The organism is Sphingopyxis indica, assembly GCF_032879645.1.
GTDB classification, from domain to species: Bacteria; Pseudomonadota; Alphaproteobacteria; order Sphingomonadales; family Sphingomonadaceae; genus Sphingopyxis; species Sphingopyxis indica.
On record NZ_CP076394.1, the window covers coordinates 3,344,799 to 3,364,701 of the forward strand.

A 19,903-nucleotide genomic window follows, 5' to 3' on the forward strand; every position below is an offset into this window, starting at 1 on the left:
GGCCGCATGACATTTGCGGTCGGGGAGAGCATCATGAATTTGTCGCGCAAGATCGTCGCCATAGGGCTCTTGGCAAGCGTCGCTGCCTGCGCGCCCAAGCCGGTCGCACCGCCGCCGCCGCCGCCCGAACCGGTTGCGGTCGTCATCCCGCCGCGGCCGACGCCGCCCAATTATGCTTCGCTGACGCAGATCCTGCCGATGCGCGGGCTCGACGGGCGTTTCCAGACGCTGAACAGCAATGTCAGCGGCGACCGTGCCTTCTGGCAGCTCAAGATCGCGCTGAACGTTGCGGCGATCGGTTGCCGCGGGACCGAAGAGCCGACGCTCGTCGCTGCCTATAACAATATCATCAAGAACCACGCCAAGCCGATCCGGTCGACCGAAAAGACGGTGATCGCCCAGCTCGGCAAGGAAAATGGCACGAACGGCATCGCGGCGCGCGACAAATTGTCGACCCAGCTGTTCAACTATTTCGCGCAGCCCCCCGCGCAGCGCGACTTCTGCGCGCGCGCCAACGAGGTCGCGCAGATCGTGTCGTCGACGCCGACCGCGCAAGTGATCGAACAGGCGCCCGCCAATCTCGCCAGGCTCGATCAGCCCTTCCTCGATTTCTACGAGGCCTATGCCAAATATCAGGCCGACGTCGCGGCATGGGACGCCCAATATGCGGCGAGCCCCGCGATCTATGCCCCTTCGACGGCAGTGCCCGCCGCTCCGGCGGGTCCGGCCGATACGGCCGCCACCGCAGGCGTGAATCCGCCGGCGACCGGAAGCTGATCCGGCAAGCCCTTTCCCTCCCGGCCGCCCGCGCGACGGGAGAAGAGGCAAAGGACGCGCGGGAGCGATAGCGCTCGTCCCCGGCTTCTGTTAGCAGGGTGGCGATGACCAACGCGCCTCCTCCGCCGACCACCGCCGCGCAGTCGGCCCGCACCATCCTCACCCGGCTGCACGAGGTGATGGCGTCGCGCACCAACGCGCAGGGCAAGCTCAACCAGGTCGTCGGGATCATCGGCGAATGCCTGCACAGCGAGGTCTGCTCGATCTATCTGCTGCGCGACGGCGCGCTCGAACTCTATGCGACGCGCGGGCTGAAACAGGAAGCCGTTCACGTCACCCGTCTCGCGCTCGGCGAGGGCCTCGTCGGCACGATCGCGCAGCAGATCGAGACGCTGAACCTCGATGAAGCCGCGGCGCACCCCGACTTCTCCTATCGCCCCGAAACGGGCGAGGAACTGTTCCACAGCTTCGCCGGCGTCCCGATCATCCGGCGCGAACAGGCGGTGGGGGTGCTCTGCGTCCAGCATTCGGACCCGCGCCGCTATGAGGAAATCGAGATCGAGACGCTGCAGACGGTGGCGATGGTCCTGTCGGAGCTCATCGCCAACGCCGACCTCATCGACACCGCGGCGCGCGCGCACGCCGCCGAGGCCGATCAGACCTCGCAGCGGCTGACCGGGCAAAAGCTCGTCGATGGCATGGGCGAGGGCGTCGCGGTCTTTCACCAGCCGCGCGTCACCATCGAACATACGATGGCCGAGGACATCGAGGCCGAGCGCCACCGCGTCTATGCCGCGTTCGACAAGATGCGCGAGCAGATCGACCGCATGGCGAGCCAGGCCGAATTCGGCATCGGCGGCGAGCATGAAGAGGTGCTCGAAACCTACAAGATGTTCGCCTATGACGAAGGCTGGTCGCGGCGGATCAACGAGGCGATCGACAGCGGGCTGACCGCCGAGGCGGCGATCGAGCGCGTCCAGCAGCGCACCCGGATGCGGATGCGTCAGATCGACGACCCGCTGCTGCGCGACCGGATGCACGATCTCGAGGATCTGTCGAACCGGCTGATCCGCATCGTGTCGGGGCAGATGGGCACCGCGGCGCAGCTTGGCCTGCGCCACGATTCGATCCTGATCGCGCGCAACCTCGGCCCCGCCGAACTGCTCGAATATGACCGCCGCCGCCTGAAGGGCGTGGTGCTCGAGGAAGGGTCGCTGACCGCGCACGTCATCATCGTCGCGCGCGCGATGGGCGTGCCCGTGCTCGGCCGCGTCCGCGACGTGCGCACTTCGATCCGCGAAGGCGATCTGCTGCTCCTCGACGCGAGCGCGGGCGCGCTCCACGTCCGGCCGACCCCGGCGGTGCAGGAGGCGTTCGACGCCAAGCTCGAACTCTCGCAAAAACGGCGCGCCAACCTCGCGGTGCTGCGCGACCTGCCCGCGGTGACGAAGGACGGCGTGCCGATCGAGCTGATGATCAATGCGGGCCTTCGCGAAGACGTCGCGGCGCTCGACCTGACCGGCGCGCGCGGCATCGGCCTCTTCCGCACCGAATTCCAGTTCCTCGTCTCGGCGACGCTGCCGCAGCGCGAGCGCCAGCAGCGGCTCTATCGCGACGTGCTCGACGCGGCGGGCGACCGGCCGGTGATCTTTCGCACGGTCGACATCGGCGGCGACAAGGCGCTGCCCTATATGACCGTCGACGACGAGGCGCTCGAGGAAAATCCCGCGATGGGCTGGCGCGCGCTGCGCCTTGCGCTCGAACGCGAGGGCCTGCTGAAAGTGCAGGCGCGCGCGCTGATCGAGGCTGCGGCGGGGCGCACGCTCAACGTCATGTTCCCGATGGTTTCCGAGCCGTGGGAATATGAAGCGGCGCGCCAGCTGTTCGTCGGCCAGCGGGCGTGGCTCGCGAGCCGCGGCAAGAAATTGCCCGCGGCGATCCGCTATGGTGCGATGCTCGAGGTGCCGGGACTGGTCGAGACGCTCGACCTGATGCTGCCGCACCTCGATTTCCTGTCGATCGGCACCAACGACCTCACGCAATTCCTCTTCGCCGCCGACCGCGCGCATCCGCGGCTCGCCGAGCGCTACGACTGGCTGTCGCCGATCGTGATGCGCTACATCGCGCGCGTCGTGAAGCTGGTGTCGGGCACCAAGGTCGCGCTCGGCGTGTGCGGCGAAATGGGCGGGCGTCCGCTCGAAGCCATGGCGCTGCTCGGCGTCGGGATCGAACGGCTGTCGATCACCCCGGCCGGCGTCGCCCCCGTAAAAGCGATGATCCGCTCGCTCGACCTCGCCGCGCTGCGCACCGACATGCCCGCCATCCTCGCCCGCCCGTCGTCCGACCCGCGCGGCCAATATCGGGCGTGGGCGAAAGCGAACGGGGTTGATTTGGGGGATTGAGCGGGAGACGCCGGAGTCGGTCTGCTCAAAGCAGCTCTACATGACATCCCATCCGGCGCAGATTCCCGGCGAGCCGCAGGTTTTCACCGTCGAGCGAGGGCGATATCATGACACCGAAATAGTCGCTGACCGGTTTCAGCGTCGCCGGACCGACAAGCGCGACCGACGGGTGTGTCGCGCAGAGCCGTTCCTGCAGGCCCGGATCTAAAGCCTCGCGCAGCAAACGGATCGGGTGATTTGTCAGGAACGGATCGTTGCGCACCAGATCGCTTGAGAAATGCGTATCGCTGGCGCCGACCACCACATAGTCTGCGGAAACCGTATCCATGCGATCGGACACCTTCGCATAGGATGCATAGAAATCGTGGGCCATCCACGCCTGCAAAGGCAGGATGATAAAACATGACGCGGCGGTGGTCCGCAGCAGCAGCGATCGCCAGCGGCCGACATCATCGCCGAGCGAAACCCATCCATAGACCGCAAGCAGAATGAAATTGCCGATCAGTCCGTGGATCGAGCGATAGCCGAGTCCGTGTCCCTGATAGGGTTGGAACGCGATCCGGACCAGCAAGGTCAGGACAATGCCGCCCAGCAGCGCAGCCGCGAGCCTGTCGCGGCGGGCCGCTCTTATGCCCAGCACGACCAGCGGCAGGAGCAACAGATGCTGCCACGCGATCATGCGCAGGAGATTGGCGGTCATATTGGAAAGCCGCAAACCATCAATCCTGTCGAGATTGGTAATTATCCGGCTGAGATAATCAGTCCTTGCCGCATCGGCCATGAGCGGTCCGCCGGCCACCAGCGTCGAACTCCAATAGTGCCACCATTCCCAGAACAGCGCGATCGCCAGATAGCCGATGACGTAGAAGGCGACGCGACGCCAATCCCTCTCGAGGATCAGGAGAAACAATATCGGTGCCGCGAATAGCGGATGATAATGGAGCTGGTGAAGGCCCACCGCCAGGAACCCCAGCATCAGCGCTCCGGCATCGGCCCACCAGATGCGCCGCAATACAAGCCAGAGCCAGGCCAGGTTGACGGCCAGATGGGCCGGCATCGCATAGGCGGTCATGCCATTGAGCCATATCTGACCGGCTCCCGCATAGAGCAGCACCGCAATGACCGGAGCTTCTCGGTTGGCGGGCCATATCCGGCGCGTGCAAGCCCACAAGCCGAGAGCGCCGGCCAGCGTCATCAGCGGCCCGGTAAGCGAACGGGTGCCCAACAGGCCGATCAACGCGCGCAAAGCCGCATGGCCGGGCAAATAGTTCGATGCCCATGCTTCGCGGGGGTCGGCGCGATACATGAACATCGTATTGAGCGCGTCGCTATGCGCCTGCCACTGCATCGGAAGCGGCGCCACGACATGCCCTCGTGCAAATATCGCCGCGTCGAAATTGGCAAGCCGTTCGTCGAGGCTGAGATCGTATCCCGACAATATCCCGTAGTGGCCAGCCAGTGTCCCGAGCGCCATCACACCGCCCACGGCAAGCGCGAGCCGCCAGGTCGCGGCGAGAGATGCCGAGCGATCAGGCAGGTCGCGAACACAGCAAAGCAGGGCTATGGCGCCGAAGATCAACAACCATTGATCCTGTCGCCGCAAATAGAAAGGCCCCAGACCCGATCCCGGAATCCAAGCTGCTGCGACGACACCGAGCGTCGCGAGAAGGAGCGCATAAAACGGCAGTTGCGAGAGCAACAGCGAGCGTTCGGGCGCGCTGGGTGTCCTTGTCGCGAGGCGGTCCATTTCGGGCCTGTTGTGCTCCTTCATGCTTTATTTTTCGTTAAGCTTGCGAATGCCGGTATCTCCTTGGGGGTTGCACGAAGCAGTATGTTCATATTATGTTCCTTCCCGCTCCAACGAAAAAGGAACCGATCATGTCCGACGTTTCCCCCCGCGCCTCCGGCCAGTGCCATTGCGGCGCCATTCGCTATTCGATGCCGACCGCGGTCGAACATCACGCCCTTTGTCATTGCAGCGACTGCCGCCGCCACGCGGGCGCGCCGATGGTCGGCTGGGGCCTCGTGAGCCGCGACGCGCTCGAGGTGAGCGGCACGCCCAAAATCTATGCCTCGTCGGAGCATGGCCGGCGCCACTTCTGCGGCGACTGCGGCACTGGGCTCTTTTACACCAACGAGGCGATTTTCCCCGGCCAGATCGACGTCCAGACCGCGACGCTCGACGACCCCGACCTGATCCCGGCGCAGGTGCAGATCCAGACGGCCGAGCGCATCGGCTGGATGGAAAAGCTCGACGAAATGCCGAGCTTCGAACGCTATCCGGGCTAGCCTTGTCGACTAGGGGCGCGGACCGAACGCGGCGCGCTGTGCCTTTTTCGCGCGGTCCCACCAGCCGCGGCGGATGACGTCGGCGACCCGCTCGGGATCGTCGGAACCATAGCGAACGAGCAGCGCGTGCCAGCCTTCATAATGCGGCGTCTGCCAGAAAGTGCCGGGGTCGGTTTCGAGGAGCAACAGCTTTTCGTCGGGCCTGCACATCACCGCGAAACTGCCTGCCTCGCGCCCCGGCGACGCCAGCGCCTTGCCGTTGAGCTTTGGGCAGGGCGTGCCATAGAAGGGCAGCATTTCGACATCGGGAAGCGCGCAGGCGAAAGCGACGACATCGTCCCAGCTGTCGAAGCGCGGCGTCATTCCCCTTCCCTGCGCTCTTTCCGCCGCGCGTCCCACCAGGCGAGGCGTTCGGCGATGCGCGCTTCGAAGCCGCGGTCGACGGGGCGATAGAAGGTCGCGGGCATCATGTCGTCGGGCCAGTAATTGTCGCCCGAAAAGCCCTCGGGCGCATCATGGTCATAGCTGTAGCCCGCGCCATAGCCCAGATCCTTCATCAGCTTGGTCGGCGCGTTGAGGATGTTCGCGGGCGGCGCGAGGCTGCCCGTCTCGCGCGCCGCCGTCCACGCCGCCTTCTGCGCGGCATAGGCGGCGTTCGACTTGGGCGCAGTCGCGAGGTAGAGGCACGCCTGCACGATCGCGAGTTCGCCCTCGGGCGAGCCGAGGAACTGATAGGCGTCCTTCGCCGCGAGGCACTGCACGAGCGCCTGCGGGTCGGCGAGGCCGATGTCCTCGCTCGCGAAGCGGGTCAGGCGGCGGAGCACATAGAGCGGCTCCTCGCCCGCGACGAGCATCCGCGCGAGCCAATAGAGCGCGGCCTGCGGGTCCGACCCGCGCAGCGATTTGTGCAGCGCCGAGATCAGATTATAGTGCCCGTCGCGATCCTTGTCATAGACGGGCATCCGGCGATGGAGGAAGGCCGTGAGTCCGGCCGCATCGAGCGGCGCGTCGATCGCAGCGGCGAACAGCGTTTCAACCTGGTTGAGCAGGAAGCGCCCGTCGCCGTCGGCGCTCGCGATCAGCGCGGTGCGCGCTTCGCCGGTGACCGGCAGCGCGCGCCCGACCTCGGCCTCGGCACGCGCGAGCAGCGTTACGAGCGCCGCCTCGTCGAGCCGGTGCAGCACCAGCACCTGCGCGCGGCTGAGCAGCGCCGCGTTGAGCGCGAAGCTGGGGTTTTCGGTGGTCGCGCCGACGAGCACCACCGTGCCGCGTTCGACGAAGGGCAGGAAACCGTCCTGCTGGGCGCGATTGAAGCGGTGGATCTCGTCGACGAAGAGCAGGGTGCGCTTGCCCGCCGCGGCCATTTTCTCAGCGTCGGCGAAGGCTTTCTTGAGGTCGGCGACCCCCGAAAACACCGCCGACAAAGGCGCGAAGCGCATTCCCACCGCCTCGGCGAGCAGCCGCGCGATCGTCGTCTTGCCGGTGCCCGGCGGCCCCCAGAGGATGATCGACGCGAGTTGCCCCGCCGCGACCATGCGGCCGATCGCGCCTTCGGGGCCGGTCAGATGCTCCTGCCCGACGACGTCGGCAAGGCTCTTCGGCCGCAGCCGCTCGGCGAGCGGCACCGCGCCGGCGGGAGCGCCTTCGGGCTGCGCGGGCGCGTCGTCGCCGAACAGGTCCGCCGCCATTGCGTCAGCCCACGCGCTGTTTCTGGCGAATGAGGCGCAGATAGGTGTCGGCGACCGACTGGTTGATCGTGTCCCAGCGATAGGCGCCGCTTTCCTGCTCGGCCGCCGCGCCGTGCGCGGCGCGCAAATCCGCATCGCGGCAATATTGTTCGAGATCGTCGGCAAAGAGGCTGATCGCGCCCGGCGCGACGAGATAGCCGGTCTGGCCGTGCTTGACGATGCTCGCGCTGCCCGTCGCGCGCGCCGCGACGACCGGCAGGCCGCACGCCATCGCCTCGAGCGTGACATTGCCGAAGGTTTCGGTGACCGACGGGTTGAAGAACATGTCGCACGAGGCGAGCGCGCGCGCCAGATTCGCACCGCCCTGGAATCCGACGAAATGCGCGCGCGGCAGGCGCGATTCGAACCAGTCGCCCGCCGGCCCCTCGCCGATCACCACGACCTCGTGCGGGACGCCGCGGCGGCGCAGCACGTCGATCGTGTCGGCGAAGACGTCGAGCCCCTTTTCCATCACCAGCCGGCCGAGGAAGGCGATCACCGGCACATCGTCGGCGATGCCGAGATCGCGGCGCCAGCCCATGTCGCGGCGCCCCGAATGAAAAATGTCGCGCTCGACGCCGCGCGTCCAGATGCCGATGTCATAGTTCATCCGCTGCTCGCGCAGCACCTGCGCAAAGCTTTCTGACGGCGCGATCAGCGCGTCGCAGCGGCGGTAGAGGCGGCGGAGCCAGGCGACGCACACCGGCTCGAGGAAGGACAGGTTGTAATAGCGAAAATAGGTTTCGAAGCGCGTGTGGACCGAACAGGCGACGGGAATATGCCGCCGCCGCGCCCAGGCCGCGGCCTGCCGCGAGACGCGGTCGGGGCTGGAAATGTGAAGGACGTTCGGCGCAAAGCGCGCAATGTCCTGACGGACGCGCGAGGAGAAGGACAGGGGGATGCGATATTCGCTGCGTCCCGGAATCGCCATCGACGGCACGCTGACCAGATCGCCGGTGGGCTCGAAATCGGGATTCTCCACGGTCGGCGAATAGACGCGCACCGCCGCCCCCTGGCTGAGCAGATAGCCGACGAGCCGGTTGAGCGCCTTGTTCGCGCCGTCGACCGTCATGTTGTAGTTGCCGCTGAACAGCGCGATGCGCAGATCGGAAATGTCCATTTCCCGCCCGCTAGTCGCATCGCGCGGCAAAGGCAATCGGGGGGCGCCCGGCGTCAGAAATCCTCGCCGCGCGTCGACGGCGCCTCGAGGTCGGCCTCGACCGGCGGGTGCAGCCGCAGGCGGTGGACGCGCTTCTCGTCGGCCTCGGTCACCTCGATGCGCCAGCCGCTCGGGTGGAGCAATATCTCGCCGACCTCTGGCACATGGTTCGCCAGCACCGCGGCGAGCCCGCCCAAAGTGTCGACATCTTCCTCGACCTCGGCGAGCCGCGGGTCGATCGTCTCGCCGATGTCGTCGAGTTCGGCGCGCGCATCGGCATCCCAGCAGCCGTCCTCGCCCTGCGAAAACAGCAGCACCGGCTCGTCGTCATGCTCGTCCTCGATCTCGCCGACGATCTCCTCGACCAGATCCTCGATCGTCACCAGCCCCTCGGTGCCCGAATATTCGTCGATGACGATCGCGAGGTGGGTGCGCTGCGCGCGCATGTCGGCGAGCAGGTCGAGCACCCCCATCGACTGCGGCACGTAGAGCGGCTGGCGAATGAGGTCGAGCAGAGGCGGCGGGTCGCGCCCTTCGGCGAGCACCGCAAACACATCCTTGACGTGGATCATCCCGACGACCTCGTCGAGATTTTCGCGATAGACCGGCAAACGGCTGTGCCCCGCCTCGGCGAAGAGTGCGACGACCTCCTCGAAGCGCGCGCTTTCGTCGATCGCGACGATGTCGGCGCGCGGCACCGCGACGTCGTCGACCGTCTGTTCGCCGAAGTGGAGCAGGTTGCGCAGCATCTTGCGCTCGATCGGCGACAGGTCGCCGACGATGCTGCTGCCGCGGCGTTCGGGACCGTCCTCCTCGGCCTCGTCGATCGCCTCCTCGATCTGCTCGCGCAGGCTCGGCTCGCCATTGCCGCCGAACAATAATGTCTTGAGGCCGGCCAGCAGGCCGGATCTACTGTCCTCTTCCGATCGGTTCGAAGACCCCTGGTCGTCGGGCATGATGGCGCGTTTGTCCTTGTTCAATCCTGATCGTCATATGGATTGGCGATGCCCAGCGATGCAAGGGCTTTCGCTTCGAGCGCCTCCATCGCGCTCGCCGCGACATCGTCCATATGGTCATAGCCGACGAGGTGCAGCGCGCCGTGGACGATCAGGTGCGTCGCATGGTCTTCGACGCTGATCCCCTTCTCCCCGGCCTCGCGCGCGCAGGTCTCGCGCGCCAGCACGATGTCGCCGAGCAATATTTCGCCGTCGTCGCTGTTGTCGAGGCTTTCGAGCAGGTCGGGCTGCACCTGCGGAAAGGACAGCACATTGGTCGGCTTGTCACGCCCGCGAAAATCGCGGTTGAGCGTCTGCACCTCGGCATCGTCGGTCAGCCGCACCGCCACCTCGACGAGCGGCGCCGCGTCGACGAGTTCGGCGAAGGGGGTGAGCCCCAGCGCCGCCGCGACCGCTTCGGACGCGCGCGCGTCCCAGTCGAGCCGGCTCGGCCACGGCGCGGCCTGATGCGTTTCGACGGTCAGCATGGGGGCGGGCTCTGAACGAAAATGGCCGAAATCTGCGCAACTTCACTGTGGAATCGCATGGTCGGCACCGGATGAGGAAAGGCGGGTGTCATATATCGGACGCTACCGCGCCGGGCCGATGCAGGACAGCGGAAATTGCAGACACTCGCGTTCGGTTGCAGCCGCGCTCCCGGTCGACAGGCCAACATGTGTGCTCCCGCGAAGGCGGGAGCCCATCTCCGAAGGGTTCAAAATAGCACCGTCCGGGAGATGGGTCCCCGCCTTCGCGGGGACACACAGAATTTCACAGGCGCTGCATTCCAGAGACGTTAGTCCTACGGCTGCGGCGCCGGCGGGGGTTCAGGCGCCGGCCCCGCTTCGGGCTGCGGCTCGGCCGACCGGTCGCCGAGCGGCAGGCGGAGGTCGATCGGCGTGCCGTTGATCTCGGTCCGCACCACCGCCTGCCCGTCCTGCACCCCCACCGTCGTCTTCTCGCCGACCGGAATGGCGCCGATGTCGGGGACGTCGAGCGGCTGCACCGGCCCCTCGGGGTCGACCGCGGGCGCGGGCCGCTTCGGCGCGCTTTTCTGCCCCAGCGCCTGCGTCATGAAATCGCGCCACACCCGCGCGGGCAGGCCGCCGCCCGAAATGCCCTTGAGCGGCCTATTGTCGTCGTTGCCGATCCACACCCCGACGACGAGCCCGCCGGCATAGCCGACGAACAGCGCGTCGCGATTGTCCTGGCTGGTTCCGGTCTTGCCGTAATTGGGGACGCTCAGCATCGCGGCGCGCCCGGTGCCGCGGTTCACCGCGGCGCGGAGCATCTGTTCCATGTCGCCATGAACGCGCGAGGAAAAGCTGTCGGGCCCCGAAAAGATGCGCGCGAACCAGCCCGGCTCTTCGGCCGCGAAGGCGCGCGGCTCGACCGGATAGCTGTCCGCGGCGACCGCCGCATAGGCCGATGTGAGTTCGAGCAGCGACATGCTCGACGTGCCGAGCGCGAGGCTCGAATCGCCGCGCGCGAGCGGTGCGGTCACGCCAAGTGCGCGCGCCATCGCGATCACCCGGTCATCGCCGACCCGTTGGAACAGCCGCACCGCGGCGACATTGCTCGACGTCGCAAAGGCGCGTTCGAGCGTGATCGCCGGCGAATAATGGCCCCCCGAATTTTTGGGCCGGTAGCCGCCGGTCTCGATCGGCCGGTTGTCGATCATGTCGTCCGGTTCCCACCCGGCGCGCAGCGCGGCGAGATAGACGAACAGCTTGAAGGTCGATCCGGGCTGGCGCCGCGCCTGCGTCGCGCGGTTGAACGGGCTGTCCGCATAATCCTTGCCGCCGATCATCGCGACGACCTCGCCGTTCGGGCGCATCGCGACGAGCGCGATCTGCGCCTTGCCGAGCGGCGCGCGCGCCACCGCGCGGCGCGCCGCGGCCTGGAGCCGCGAATCGAGCGTCGTGCGGATCGTCTGGCGCGCATAGCCGACGTCGCTCAGCTTGCGTGCTTCGGGCAGCGCCCAGTCGGCGAAATAGGTGCCGGTCGGCAGGTCGGCGCGCGAGCGCGGGTCGATCCGCGGCGCGCGCAGCGTCTTCGCCTGCCCCGGCGTGATATAGCCCTCTTCGGCCATCGCATCGAGGACGAGGTGCATCCGCTTTGCGGCGAGGTCGGGATTGCGCGTCGGCGCGAGGCGCGAGGGCGCCTTCACCAGCCCCGCGAGCATCGCCGCCTGCGCAGGCGTCAGCTTTTCGGGCTGGCGGTTGAAATAATGGAGCGAGGCGGCGCGCAGGCCATAGGCGTTGTCGCCGAAATAGGCGTTCGACAGATAGCGTTCGAGGATCTCGTCCTTGCTCAGCCACGCCTCGAGCCAGAAGGCGATCAGCGCCTCGCGCGCCTTGCGCCCCAGCGTGCGCTTGGGCGAGAGGAAGGTGAATTTGGCGAGCTGCTGGGTGATCGTGCTGCCGCCTTCGGTGCGGCCCGAGGTGATGTTCGTCCACAGCGCGCGGCCGATGCTGCGCGGGTCGATGCCCCAATGGCTGTAAAAGCGGCGATCCTCGATCGCGAGGAAGGCGCCGCTGACATGCTTCGGCAATTTCGCGACCTCGACCGGCTTCTCGACGATCGCCCCCGTGCGCGCGATCGGCGTGCCGTCGGACGCGAGCAGGGTGATCTCGGGCGGCGCGATCGGTTCGAGCGATTTCGACAGCGGCGCGGTGATCGCGAGCCATGCGACGAGCACCACGAACAGCAGCGCAAGCCCCGCAAAACCGCGCCCGGCCCACCGCAACCGCCGCCGCCACCGCGACTCGGGGCCCGACGCCCCCTCGCCCGGCGGGACGAGCGGCACTTCCTCGGCCGGCGGCGGCGGCGAGGTGAAAAGCGGATGGTCGAACGCGGTCATGCCGGCGGCCGTATTACACTTGCAATACAGGCGAAGCAAATGCGTTCGGTGGCGGTTGTAGTGTGGTGGCAATGGGGTGGGACGCGGACGTTCGCCTGCTCTCTTTCGTCATCCCGGACTTGATCCGGGATCCACAGCAGCGCCGAAGTCATGGACCCCGGATCAAGTCCGGGGTGACGATGATAAATAGGGCAGCAACCGGTCGATTCCAGCCGTCGAGCGCAATCGGCCGCACGACCGACATGGAATGAAGCATGAGGCTTGCCTCCTCCCCCCTTGCCTTTCGCGCCGCGCATTGCTTCGGTCCGCGGCGATGACGAGCAAACCGACTCACCTCGACGACAGCGGCGCGGCGCATATGGTCGACGTCGGCGCCAAGCCCGCGACCGAACGGCGCGCCGTCGCCGGGGGGCGTATCGCGATGTCCGCCGACGCACTCGCCGCGATCCGCAGCGGCAACGCGCCCAAGGGCGACATACTCTCGACCGCGCGCATCGCCGGGATCATGGCCGCCAAGCGCACCGCCGAGCTGATCCCGCTCTGCCACCCGATCGCGCTGACCAGCGTGGCGGTCGATTTCGCGTGGGAGGAGGACGGCATTTCGGTGCGCGCGGCCGCGGCAACGACCGGCCCGACGGGGGTCGAGATGGAAGCGCTCACCGCGGCGTCCGTCGCGCTCCTCACCCTCTACGACATGGCGAAGGCGCTCGACCGCGCGATGCTGATCGGCGATATCCGCCTGCTCGAAAAGAGCGGCGGCCGCTCGGGCGACTGGCGCGCCGAATGAGCGCGCTCCTCCCCGTCGAAGAGGCGCAGGCGCGCCTGCTCGCGCTTCGGCCTCCGCTTGCGGGCGAGAATGTCGCTTTTTGCGACGCACTCGGCCGCTATCTGGCGGAGGATGTCGTCGCGCTGCGCGATCAGCCCGCCGCGCCGTTGTCGGCGATGGACGGCTATGCGGTCCGCTGTGCCGATCTGCCCGGGCCGTGGACGATCGCCGGCGAAAGCGCCGCGGGCGGCCCGCCCGCCCATGCGCTGGCGGCGGGCGAAGCGATGCGCATCTTCACCGGCGCGATGCTTCCCGAAGGCGCCGATACCGTCGTCATTCAGGAGGATGTCGCGGCCGAGGGCGGGCGGCTGGCACTCACGACCTCCGACGCCATCCGCGAGCGCCAGCACGTCCGCGCCCGCGCGAGCGATTTCGCCGCGGGCGAGCGGCTGCTCGCCGCCGGAACCCGCCTCACCCCCGGCGCGATCGCCGCCGCGGTGATGAGCGGGGCGAGCCAGCTGCACGTCGGCGGCCGCCCGCGCGTCGCGATCCTGACCACCGGCGACGAGCTTGTGCAACCGGGCCGCCCGCTCGCGCCCGGCCAGATCCCCGACAGCAACGGCGTGATGCTCGCCGCGATGCTCGCGGGCGAACCCGCGCGCACCGGCCTGCCGCTTCACGTCGGCGATGCGCGCGCGCGGATCGCCGCAGCGCTTCAGGATCTCGCGCGGCATCACGACGTGATCGTCACCGTCGGCGGTGCGTCGGTCGGCGACCACGATCATGTGCAGGGCGCGCTCGGCGACGCCGGGGGCCGCGTCGATTTCTGGAAGGTCGCGATGAAACCCGGCAAGCCGCTGATCGCGGGGACGCTCGGCGACGCGCTGCTGCTCGGCCTACCGGGCAATCCCGCCTCGGCCTTCGTGACCGCGACGCTGTTTCTCCTGCCGCTCGTCCGCCATCTCGCCGGCGCGGCGGCGCCGCTGCCGCCGGTCCTCTCGGCGCCGCTCGCAAAGCCGCTTGGGCCGGGCAAGACGCGGCGCGACTATCTGCGCGCACGGCTCGATCGCGGCGCACTGCATCTGTTCGACGGGCAGGACAGCGGCCGCACCTTCCCGCTCGGCGGCGCCAACGCGCTGGTGATCCGCGACATCGGCGCCCCGGCGCGCGCGGCGGGCGAGCCGGCGGACTATATCGCCATCGCTTGACAAGTTCCGCTCTGTTCCTCTATCGTTCTCCATATGTCCGGATATGGCAGCATGGAGACCTAAGCGATGTTGACCGCGAAGCAGCATGAACTGCTCCACTTCATCCAGCAGAAACTCGACGAAAGCGGCATCTCGCCCTCGTTCGAGGAGATGAAGGAGGCGCTGGGCCTCAAGTCGAAATCGGGCATCCACCGTCTAATAAGTGCCTTGGAAGAAAGGGGTTTTCTTCGCCGCCTGCCCAATCGCGCGCGCGCGCTCGAGGTGATCCGGCTCCCCGAGGGCGCGAAGAGCGCGATGCACGACCATCGCGACAATGTGACCCCGCTGCGCAAGGCGCCGCCGGCGCTCAAGCCGGTCGCCGCGAACGACATCGTCGAAGTGCCGCTCCACGGCCGCATCGCCGCGGGCGTGCCGATCGAGGCGTTCGAGGATCACAACCAGCTCGCGGTCCCCGCGGCGCTGCTCGGTGCGGGCGATCATTATGCGCTCGAGGTCTCGGGCGATTCGATGATCGAGGCGGGCATCCTCGACGGCGATTATGCGCTGATCCAGAAGGCCGACACGGCGCGCGAGGGCGACATCGTCGTCGCGCTGGTCGACGGGCAGGACGCGACGCTCAAATATTTCCGCCGCGAGGGCCGGATGATCCGGCTCGACCCGGCGAACAGTTCCTACGAGCCGCAGCGCTACGAGGCCGAGCGCGTCATGGTGCAAGGGCGTTTGTCGGGACTGCTTCGTCGTTACCACTGACCGCAAGCGGGCGCCGCCACGGATGTTCGTCGCCGCGGCGTAGCGCGGTGGCAACCTGCGGCGCGCTTCCGAGATAGAGCGCGAGCCCGCCGCTTTCGGCCAGGCTGTCGCGGTCGACCGTCAGCCAGCGTGCGCGGCATTCGCGCGGCAGCCAGCGGTGGCTGATCACGACATCGGCCGCAGCGCAGGCGGGCGCCATCGCCGCGCCGTCGATGCGGTCGTAGCCGCGCTGCGCGAGGATCGTGCGCCCGCGCTGGCGCCAGCGGCAGAAATCGCGGTTGCACGCCACATGGTCCAGATCGGTGAGCGCGCCGAGCGGTTCGTCGACCCCCGCCGCCTCGGCCATCGCATCGCGCACATAGTCGCCCGCCCGCCCGCGCAGCAGCGCATAGCCGCCGCCCGGCACCGCTGCGGCGATGTGCCGCCCGTCGCCGCTGACCAGCAGATCGGGACGCGGCTGCGCGAGCAGCGCAGCGCCGCCGGCGAGCAGAGGGAGGAGCCCGGCAAAGCGCCAGCGCCGCTGCCACAGCAGCAGCCACAGTCCGCCGAGCACGGCGAGCGCGAAACCCCAGGCGGGAAAGATCGGCAGCGCCGCGACCGCGCCCGGCGCCGCCGCGACGTGATGCGCGAGCGCGATCAGCGCGGCGAGCGCCTGTCCGGCGACCCACCAGAAGAGCGCACCGATCCCCGCCGCGTCGAACAGCAGCGCCAGTGCCTCCGCCGGCATGATGACGAAAGTCGTGAGCGGAATCGCGACGACGTTGGCGAGCGCGCCATAGAGTCCCGCCTTGTGGAAATGGAAAAGCGCGATCGGCGCGAGCGCGACCTCGACGACGAGCCCGGTTATGACCAACCCCGCGATGCCGCGGCCGAAGCGCACGACCCACGGCTCGTCGCCCCGGCCCACGAAATCGCGCATCCAGCGGCTCTCGTGCAGCGCGATGATCGCGGTCACCGCGGCGAAGCTGAGCTGAAAGCTCGGTCCGACGAGCGCCTCGGGCCGCCAGACCAGCACGAGCAGCGCCCCCGCCGCGACGAGGCGCAAGGTGATCGCCTCGCGCCCGAGCAGGAACGCCGCGAGCACGAGCAGCGCGGCGATCAGCGAGCGCAGCGTCGGCACCTCGGCCCCCGCGAGCCAGGTATAACCCGCACCGGCCAGCGCGCCCGCCGCCGCCGCGAGCGGCAGCACATGGCCCGCAAGCGCGAGCCGCCGATTGAGGCCAAGCAGACGCATCGCGAGCAGCATCGCGAAACCGACCACCGCGGTGACGTGCAGCCCGCTGATCGACAGCAGGTGCGCAAGCCCGCTGCGCCGCATCGCCTCGGCATCGTCGTCGCTGATCGCGCCGCGATCGCCGGTGACGAGCGCTGCGGCGACCCCGCCGGGCGATCCCGGCACCGCTTGATGAATATGCGCGCTCAGCCGTGCGCGCAGCGGCGGCCGCCCTTCCCCGGCGCCCGGCGCGCGGGCGATCTCGCCAAGCGCCGTGCCGACCGCGCCGATCTGGTCGAACCAGGCGCGCTGCGCGAAATCATAGCCGCCGGGCAGGCCTGCGGTCGGCGGCGGCATCAGCCGCGCGCGCAGCGCGATCGCCTCGCCGGGCACGATTCCCCGGCCCTGCTCGCCGCGCAAGGTCACGCGCAGTCGCGGCGGCAGGTCGCGGCGCCCCGCGGGGCGCAGCACCAGCCGCACCTGCCCGCGCGCGGGCAGCGGTTCGACGCTTTCGACGACCGCCGAAAATTGCGTCGTCACGGGCCAGGCGAGCACCGGCGCCGCGACCCACGCCGCGCGCGCCCAGATCAGGAGGAACCCTGCCGCAACCGCGGCGCAACCGATCGCGACGACGCGCCCGAAGCGCCGCTGCCAGCCGATCAGCCATCCGGTGAGCGCGCCGCCGCCGAGCAGCAAGAGCAGCCCGATCCAGTCGATCTCGCGCGGCAAGGCGAACCAGCTCGCAATCCCCGCACCGAGCGCGACGGGCAGCCACAGCGCGATCCGTTCGCGGTCGGCGTCGAGCCGCGCCTCGACCCAATCGGCGATCCGCCGCGGCGCCCGCATCGGCGCCCCGGCAATGGGCGTTTGAAGCGGCCATGTTGCCATGCTAGGGGCACCCCCGATCCCTGCGGCGCCGGCTCTCGCGGCGCGGGCAACCTGATTGAAAGAGTCGCCAGTGGCAACCCAAAACCCCACCGATCCGGTCGAAGCGACCGGCGCCGATGTCGTAACGCGCTTTGCGCCTTCGCCGACCGGTTTCCTTCATATCGGCGGCGCGCGCACCGCGCTGTTCAACTGGCTGTTCGCCCGCCATCACGGCGGCAAATTCCTGCTGCGCATCGAGGACACAGACCGCGCGCGCTCGACCGAGGCGGCGATCGAGGCGATCCTCGACGGGATGCGCTGGCTCGAACTCGATTGGGACGGCGATGCCGTCTATCAGTTCGCGCGCGCCGACCGCCACGCCGAGGTCGCGCAGGAACTGCTTGCAAAGGGCGAGGCCTATCGCTGCTATCTGACGCAGGACGAGCTCGCCGCGATGCGCGCCGAGGCGCAGGAAAAGCGCAAGCCCTTCCGCGTCCGCAGCCCGTGGCGCGACCGCGACGACGGCGACCCCGCGCTCCCCCACGTCATCCGCCTGCGCGCGCCGCAGGACGGCGCGACGACGATCGACGACCGGGTGCAGGGCGAAGTGACCGTGCAGAACGCCGAGCTCGACGATTTCATCCTCCTGCGCTCGGACGGCACGCCGACCTATATGCTGAGCGTCGTCGTCGACGACAACGACATGGGCGTGACGCATGTGATCCGCGGCGACGACCATCTGAACAATGCCTTTCGCCAGCTCGCACTGCTCCGCGCGATGGGGTGGCGCGAACCCGTCTATGCGCATGTCCCGCTGATCCACGGCGCCGACGGGGCGAAGCTGTCGAAGCGTCACGGCGCGCTCGGTGTCGATGCCTATCGCGACGAAATGGGCTATCTGCCCGAGGCGGTGAACAATTATCTCCTGCGCCTTGGCTGGGGGCATGGCGATGCCGAGATCATCAGCCGCGAGCAGGCCGTCCAATGGTTCGACCTCGCGCACATCGGCCGCTCACCGTCGCGTTTCGACTTCAAGAAGCTCGAGAATCTGAACGGCCATTATCTGCGCGAGGCCGACAACGACCGGCTCGCCGCGCTCGCCGCACCGCGCGTCGAAACGCTGATCGGCCGTGCGCTTACTGGCGACGAGCACGCGCTGCTGGCGCAGGCGATGGAATCGCTGAAGCCGCGCGCCAGGACGCTGATCGAAATCGCCGAGGGTGCGACCTTCCTCTTCGCGCCGCTCCCGCTGGCGATGGACGAGAAGGCGGCGAAACTGCTCGCCGATGCGCCCGAGGGGCTGCTGGCCGCTGCGGCCGACAGGCTGCGCGCGCTGGACGACTGGTCGGCCGAGGCAATCGAGGCCGCGGTGCGCGAAACCGCCGAATCGGCTGAACTCGGCCTCGGCAAGCTCGCGCAGCCGCTGCGCGCCGCGCTCACCGGTCGCGCGGTTTCGCCGGGGATTTTCGACGTGCTCCTGCTTCTCGGCCGCGACGCGAGCCTGGCGCGACTTGACGCAGCGCACAATTATCCGGCAGGGGCGTAGCCACATCGCCTTCGGCCTCTAGCACAGGGAACAAACCATGACCGACAAGACCGCCACCATCACCCTGGGGGACAAGAGCGTCGAGAGCCCGATTCTGTCGGGAACCGTAGGGCCCGACGTCGTCGACATCCGCAAATTCTATGGTCAGACCGGGGCCTTCACTTACGATCCCGGCTTCACCTCGACCGCGAGTTGCGAGTCGAAACTGACCTATATCGACGGCGACGAAGGCGTGCTGCTCCATCGCGGCTATGCGATCGGCGAGCTTGCCGAACATTCGAGCTTCATGGAAGTCGCCTATCTGCTGCTCAACGGCGAACTGCCGAGCGCCGACGAGCTCAAGACCTTCGACAATACGATCACCCGTCACACGATGCTGCACGAACAGCTCGCGACCTTCTATCGCGGATTCCGCCGCGACGCGCACCCGATGGCGATCATGTGCGGCGTCGTCGGCGCGCTGTCGGCCTTCTATCACGACTCGACCGACATTCAGGACCCGCACCAGCGGATGATCGCGAGCCACCGGCTGATCGCGAAAATGCCGACGATCGCGGCGATGGCGTATAAATATTCGATCGGCCAGCCCTTCATCTATCCGAACAACGAGCTGAGCTACACGGGCAATTTCCTGCGCATGACCTTTGGCGTGCCGGCCGAGGAATATGAAATCGTCCCCGCGGTCGAACGCGCGCTCGACCGCATCTTCATTCTCCACGCCGACCATGAGCAGAACGCCTCGACCTCGACCGTGCGCCTCGCCGGCTCGTCGGGCGCGAACCCCTTCGCGTGCATCGCGGCGGGTATCGCCTGCCTGTGGGGTCCGGCGCACGGCGGCGCGAACGAAGCGGCGCTCAACATGCTGCGCGAGATCGGCCGCCCCGAGCGCATCCCCGAATATATCGCGCGCGCGAAGGACAAGGATGACCCGTTCCGCCTGATGGGTTTCGGCCACCGCGTCTACAAGAATTACGACCCGCGCGCGACCGTGATGCAAAAGACGGTGCGCGAGGTGTTCGCGGCGCTCAAGGTCAGCGACCCGGTATTCGACGTCGCGCTCCAGCTCGAGGAAATGGCGCTCAGCGACGATTATTTCGCCGAAAAGAAGCTGTTCCCGAACGTCGATTTCTATTCGGGCGTGATCCTGTCGGCGATCGGTTTCCCGACGACGATGTTCACCGCGCTTTTCGCTCTCGCCCGCACCGTTGGCTGGGTCGCGCAGTGGAACGAGATGATTTCCGACCCCGCGCAGAAGATCGGCCGCCCGCGCCAGCTTTACACCGGCCCGGCGCAGCGCCCCTATGTGCCGGTCGACAAGCGCTGAACCGCAGCACCATAACC

At 68.0% G+C, this 19,903-nt stretch carries 16 protein-coding genes; 8 read left to right on the plus strand and 8 right to left on the minus strand.

From position 1 onward, the window contains the following. Window positions 1-33 precede the first annotated feature (33 nt). Both KNJ79_RS15595 and ptsP read left to right on the plus strand, forming a co-directional pair. Complete coding sequence (locus tag KNJ79_RS15595; RefSeq protein WP_317151765.1) at window positions 34-777, plus strand: hypothetical protein; 744 nt, start codon at window positions 34-36, stop codon at window positions 775-777. 104 nt (window positions 778-881) lie between these two features. Continuing rightward, a complete protein-coding gene (ptsP, locus tag KNJ79_RS15600; protein ID WP_089217374.1) occupies window positions 882-3,179 on the plus strand; it encodes a phosphoenolpyruvate--protein phosphotransferase in 2,298 nt (765 codons plus the stop codon). A gap of 25 nt (window positions 3,180-3,204) precedes the next feature. Here the strand turns inward: ptsP and KNJ79_RS15605 are convergent, their stop codons facing one another. Then, a complete protein-coding gene (locus KNJ79_RS15605) occupies window positions 3,205-4,926 on the minus strand; it encodes a hypothetical protein (RefSeq protein ID WP_317151766.1) in 1,722 nt (573 codons plus the stop codon). Between the two features lie 131 nt (window positions 4,927-5,057). Here KNJ79_RS15605 and KNJ79_RS15610 point away from each other — a divergent pair, with 131 nt between their 5' ends. After that, window positions 5,058-5,468 (plus strand): GFA family protein, encoded by a 411-nt coding sequence (locus KNJ79_RS15610; RefSeq protein WP_317151767.1) that lies wholly within the window; start codon window positions 5,058-5,060, stop codon window positions 5,466-5,468. 9 nt (window positions 5,469-5,477) lie between these two features. On the opposite strand, the gene KNJ79_RS15615 is transcribed toward KNJ79_RS15610, so the two are convergent. From KNJ79_RS15615 to KNJ79_RS15640, 6 genes are all read right to left on the minus strand, one after another. Further along, window positions 5,478-5,831: a hypothetical protein gene (locus KNJ79_RS15615; RefSeq protein WP_317151768.1), complete on the minus strand. Its 354-nt coding sequence runs from the start codon at window positions 5,829-5,831 to the stop codon at window positions 5,478-5,480. Beyond that, a complete protein-coding gene (locus KNJ79_RS15620; RefSeq protein WP_317151769.1) occupies window positions 5,828-7,156 on the minus strand; it encodes a replication-associated recombination protein A in 1,329 nt (442 codons plus the stop codon). The genes KNJ79_RS15615 and KNJ79_RS15620 overlap by 4 nt, the downstream gene beginning before the upstream one ends. Window positions 7,157-7,160: 4 nt before the next feature. Continuing rightward, window positions 7,161-8,315: a glycosyltransferase family 4 protein gene (locus KNJ79_RS15625; RefSeq protein ID WP_317151770.1), complete on the minus strand. Its 1,155-nt coding sequence runs from the start codon at window positions 8,313-8,315 to the stop codon at window positions 7,161-7,163. Window positions 8,316-8,368: 53 nt separating this feature from the next. Next, entirely contained in the window at window positions 8,369-9,310 is a 942-nt protein-coding gene (locus KNJ79_RS15630; RefSeq protein WP_317153935.1) for a hemolysin family protein, read from the minus strand. A 20-nt stretch (window positions 9,311-9,330) separates the two neighbouring features. Further along, on the minus strand, window positions 9,331-9,837 hold the full coding sequence (gene ybeY, locus KNJ79_RS15635; protein ID WP_089217379.1) for an rRNA maturation RNase YbeY: 507 nt from the start codon (window positions 9,835-9,837) through the stop codon (window positions 9,331-9,333). A gap of 314 nt (window positions 9,838-10,151) precedes the next feature. Further along, entirely contained in the window at window positions 10,152-12,212 is a 2,061-nt protein-coding gene (locus KNJ79_RS15640) for a transglycosylase domain-containing protein (protein ID WP_317151771.1), read from the minus strand. A 313-nt stretch (window positions 12,213-12,525) separates the two neighbouring features. Here KNJ79_RS15640 and moaC point away from each other — a divergent pair, with 313 nt between their 5' ends. From moaC to lexA, 3 genes are all read left to right on the plus strand, one after another. Beyond that, window positions 12,526-12,999, plus strand: coding sequence for a cyclic pyranopterin monophosphate synthase MoaC (gene moaC, locus KNJ79_RS15645; RefSeq protein WP_089217330.1), 474 nt, complete (start codon window positions 12,526-12,528; stop codon window positions 12,997-12,999). After that, window positions 12,996-14,186 (plus strand): molybdopterin molybdotransferase MoeA, encoded by a 1,191-nt coding sequence (locus KNJ79_RS15650; protein WP_317151772.1) that lies wholly within the window; start codon window positions 12,996-12,998, stop codon window positions 14,184-14,186. Before moaC ends, KNJ79_RS15650 begins: the two co-directional genes overlap by 4 nt. 66 nt (window positions 14,187-14,252) lie before the next feature. Further along, window positions 14,253-14,936 carry a transcriptional repressor LexA gene (gene lexA / locus KNJ79_RS15655; RefSeq protein WP_317151773.1) on the plus strand — a complete coding sequence of 228 codons (684 nt, stop codon included), beginning with the start codon at window positions 14,253-14,255 and terminating at the stop codon, window positions 14,934-14,936. Here the strand turns inward: lexA and KNJ79_RS15660 are convergent. Next, window positions 14,890-16,995, minus strand: a complete 2,106-nt coding sequence (locus tag KNJ79_RS15660) for a ComEC/Rec2 family competence protein (protein ID WP_317151774.1) — start codon at window positions 16,993-16,995, stop codon at window positions 14,890-14,892. The two genes, lexA and KNJ79_RS15660, sit on opposite strands and share 47 nt — an antisense overlap. 112 nt (window positions 16,996-17,107) lie before the next feature. Here KNJ79_RS15660 and gltX point away from each other — a divergent pair, with 112 nt between their 5' ends. Beyond that, the gene (gltX, locus tag KNJ79_RS15665; protein WP_317151775.1) at window positions 17,108-18,562 is read left to right on the plus strand and encodes a glutamate--tRNA ligase; all 1,455 of its coding nucleotides are present in this window, start codon (window positions 17,108-17,110) and stop codon (window positions 18,560-18,562) included. Window positions 18,563-18,599: 37 nt separating this feature from the next. Next, on the plus strand, window positions 18,600-19,886 hold the full coding sequence (locus tag KNJ79_RS15670; protein ID WP_089217325.1) for a citrate synthase: 1,287 nt from the start codon (window positions 18,600-18,602) through the stop codon (window positions 19,884-19,886). The last annotated feature ends 17 nt before the right edge of the window (window positions 19,887-19,903 follow it).